General features: G+C 69.7%; 3 protein-coding genes. All 3 read right to left on the bottom strand.

Annotated features, from left to right (window positions below):
• Positions 1 to 230: hypothetical protein (locus AB0D46_RS38325; RefSeq protein WP_362884709.1), on the bottom strand; the 230-nt coding region annotated here is incomplete at its 3' end.
• A complete protein-coding gene (locus AB0D46_RS38320; protein ID WP_362884707.1) occupies positions 227 to 520 on the bottom strand; it encodes a hypothetical protein in 294 nt (97 codons plus the stop codon). The genes AB0D46_RS38320 and AB0D46_RS38325, both read right to left, overlap by 4 nt.
• Positions 520 to 3,036 (bottom strand): Helicase associated domain protein, encoded by a 2,517-nt coding sequence (locus AB0D46_RS38315; RefSeq protein ID WP_362884705.1) that lies wholly within the window; start codon positions 3,034 to 3,036, stop codon positions 520 to 522. Before AB0D46_RS38315 ends, AB0D46_RS38320 begins: the two co-directional genes overlap by 1 nt.
• Positions 3,037 to 3,875 lie beyond the last annotated feature (839 nt).

Raw genomic sequence — 3,875 nt, 5'->3', positions numbered from 1 at the left:
CGCCGCCCCCCCCCGCGCCCGCCGCTGCTCTCGGAGATCCAGGTGTGGGCGCCGGCCACGGCCCCGGCCTCCAGCTGCGCCACGATGTCGTCGGCCTGCTCGTGCCCGATCCCGACGGCGGCCAGGGCCTGGAAGATCGTGAACCGCGCCGTCGTGGCCTCGTGCTGATGGTGGCTGATGCGGGCCAGCTCCTGGCCGTACGCGTCGGCGCCGTGCCGCTCGGTGCTCACAGGGTGCCTCCCTTGTCTGCTCGGGTGCGGTGTGCGACCCACTCCGGATCGCGTACGGGCTCCGTGGTGTCGGCGGCGGGGGTGCACATGATGCGCCAACTGGTGCGCGGCGCGGTGACGACGTGGACCAGGACGACGACGGCCTGCCGCCCCGCGCCGCCCCGGACCCACGTCCCGGCGTGGCGGACCTGGTCGGCCGCCCAGTCGCCCGCACGCCGCCAGGGGCGCAGCCGTCCGAGCAGATAGCCAGCCGCGAGCGCGGCGGCCGCGATGACGACGACAGCCATCATCAGGACCACCGCATCCCGACCTTGGACAGCTGCTTCACCCGCTCCGGGGACAGCGAGGCGGCCCGGCTGCGTTGGTTGTTGATCCATGACCCCAGCCGGAACTGGAGCTCCCCGTCGTCTTCGGAGAGCACGGTCTCGACGTGCTTGCGGGGCACGGTCAGGTGGCCTTCGCGCTCGAAGAACTGCTGGGCGGCTGCGAGGTGGGCGTTCCACTTGTCGGCCTGTGTGGGGCGCGGCTTCGGCTTCTCCTCCTCGGTGGCGGGTTCGATCCCGAGGACCTGTTCGCACATCCACTGCTGCACTCCGGTGAGCTGGTCCCAGCCGAGGCGTACCGAGGTCACCCACCGTCCGAGGTCCTCGCCCTGGCGCACGACCTTGTCCGTCTCGGTGGGCAGTGCCTCGCCCGCGTCCAGGTGCTGGCGGACCAGGTGGAAGGAGCGTTGCCAGGTCACCGGCCAGCTCGGGCACCAGGACGCGTCGATGTCCTCCAGCTGCTTGCGCCGCTTTTGCGTCATGGCCCCGGCGGACGATTCCACTGGCAGCCCCTCGGCACGCCGCTCTTCGATCTCCTTCGCCTTGCGGGCGGCGACTCGCGCGTTCTTCAGCCAGATACCCACTGCCGCGCCCTGGTAGGTGGCGTCCAGCGGGGCCAGGAGGTGGCCGTGTTGGGCCGCCCATCCGCGCGCGGCGGACAGGCCCTCCTCCCACGCGACGTCGAAGTGCGACCAGATCATCCCGAGCTTCTCCAGCTGGGCGACGCGGTCCGCGTCCATGTCCCCGCGGCTGTGGAAGCGGCGGACGTCGGCGGTCCACTGTCCCAGCGGGAACTCGGCGAGGGTGGCCGGCCATCCGGACGCCTGGGCTTCCTCGGCGGCCGGGACGCGGAACGTGAAGGGGACCTTGAGGTCGCCGTGGGCGCGGGCGTAGATGACGGCGGCTTCCACCCCGCGACGCCAGTGCTGGTGTTCCGGGTTGAGGACGCGCAGATTGATGAACGCGGCGAGCGCGGCCGGGTCGCGCGGCGAACTGAACTTCAGCAGGGCTTTGGAGGGCTCGCTGACGGCCTCCGAACCGCTGCCGATCCTGTTCCCGCTCTTGGCACTGCTGTCCTTGCTGACGGGCTTGTAGCGGCTCGGGGCCTGCTGTTCGGCGAGGGTCTCCACGATCCGTGCGTCGTGTGCCCGCAGCGCTTCCAGGAGCCTGGCCAGCCCGCCGTACGCCCGGGAGGTGAGCATGTTGTCGGCCGTCTCGCCGGGGCCGAGCAGGATCGGCACGACGAGCGAGGCCATCTTCCCCTCGCCCGGCTGCATCCGCAGCGCACGCCCGACGGCCTGGACGAGGTCGGGCATGGAGCCGCGTACGTCCGCCCAGTACACGGAGTCGCAGTTCTTGGTGTCGACGCCCTCGCCCAACACCTTGACCGATCCCAGGTAGCCCTTCTCCACGACGGTGCCGTCCGTGGCGATGCCCTCGGCGAACTCGGCGAGCACCCGGCGCCGGTGGAGTGGCTTGTGCTCGCCGCACAGCCAGTCGGCCCACACGGTGGCCGGGTACAGCTCCCGGTCGCTCGCGTGCAGCTGCTCGGCGACGTCGGGGAGGCCGGCCGCGAAAGCCTCGGCCTCCTTCACCACGTGGTGGAAAACCAGCGTGCGCCGGAAACCTTCCTCCGCCGACGCCTTCACCAGCGCGGTCTGCAGAGCGGCGAGCCGCGCCCCGCGGACCTCGGCCGAACGGCTCTCGGCGACCAGGAGCTGCGCGGCCTGGAGCTGAGTGTCGGTGACGTCCACGCAGACGACCTGGTAGGGGGCGCAGATGCCCCGGTCGATGGCCTCGGAGAGGGAGAGGGTGAAGCAGCGGCTGCCGAAGGGGCCGTCCGGGTCGTCGTCCATGCTGGCGACCAACTCGCCCGGCGAGCCGGCCTCGTCCTCGTCCCCGAGCTGCCACAGCCGGGGCGTGGCCGTCATGTAAAGCCGGCGCAGCGAGGGGATGCGGGTGTTGTCGTGGACGACCGCCCACGGCTTCCCGATCCGGCCCGAGACGCGGTGGGCTTCGTCCACGATGATCAGGTCCCAAGCCGCCAAGCCACGGGCGTGTGCCCGCTCCAGCGTGCCCAGACCGAGGCTCGCGTACGTGGCGTAGACGGTGACCTTCTCCAGGCCGCGCGTCCACTCCACCAGCTCGTCCACGTCCGTGGTGTTGGGGAAGGTGACCTCCTCGCCCTGCAGCGAGGACACCCCGATCATCGGCCCTCGGCGGCCGCCCTCGCGCCACGCGGCCTCGGTCTGGGCGAGCAGGTCCAGCGAGGGCACCAGCACCAGCACACGGCCCGCGTGGAGCTCCTCCGCGCTGTGGACCGCCACCCGGGTCTTCCCGGACCCGGTCGCCATGATCACCTGCGTGCGAAGCCCTCGTTCCGGCACAAGTGATCTTGCAGGCAATTCAAGGGCGCGCACGACCGCGTCAGTGGCTTCTCGCTGGGCTGCATCGCGCTGGTCAACGCGGTTAGTGGTCGACATACCGTCTGCCTTCTCGTGGATGCCGTCCGGGCGACGGGAGCGGTGGGAAGCGGGAAACATGCACGTAGAGGGACTGTGAGAGCTAGGGTTGAACTGACGTGATCGGCTTGCGGTTTCTACCCCCCCGGCCACCTATGAGGCCGTGCGATGGGTCTCGAAACCTCTCGGAGTGATCCGTGGTGGCGTGCTCTAAGTCCAGAGTCTATCTCAACTTCAAAAAAGAAACATTGATAGCTTAGAAACTGAGAGCAGGTCACGTACTCGTCGGCCGACAGGTGATTTTCAAGCCAAAATTAAAACCTGAGCGCCCCCGCCCTGCGTCACCTTGCGTCATAAATGGATTATTCCGATCCGATTGTTACATAAAGTAGCGATCAAGGTTTTCCTGCTCTTCCCTCATTTGAAGAACGGCCCCATTCGCATGGTGAACACCACCATGCGAATGGGGCCGTTCTTCTCCGTCACAAAGCTCTGACCTGGCAGTAGAAGAACCGGCCTGTCACTCCGTTGGCGGGGACTTCAGTGCCCTATCGCGATGCCTTTAGATGCGTAATGGTGGGTGGCTGGAGCGCAGCGGAGGCCACGGGTCGGCCGGAGGCCGGCCCCGGGCCGCAACGCGGCCCGGCTGCGCTGCGGTTGGCGGTGGGCGCGCAGCGCGTGCCGCCTGGCGGGAGCGGAGCGAGCCGCTCCGCTCCCGCGGAGCGGGAGCGTCCGGGGAGCGCAGCGACCCGGTTCGCTCTGACGGGCGCAGCCCGGAGGGACCCGCTCCGCGGGAGCGGAGCGGCTCGCTCCGCTCCCGCCACGCGGCACGCGCTGCGCGCCCACCCCCCACCGCAGCG

It is taken from the genome of Streptomyces sp. NPDC048383 (genome assembly GCF_040651775.1).
GTDB lineage: Bacteria > Actinomycetota > Actinomycetes > Streptomycetales > Streptomycetaceae > Streptomyces.
Note: the sequence above shows the minus strand (reverse complement) of the source record. Positions and strands in the feature narration are given on the sequence as shown.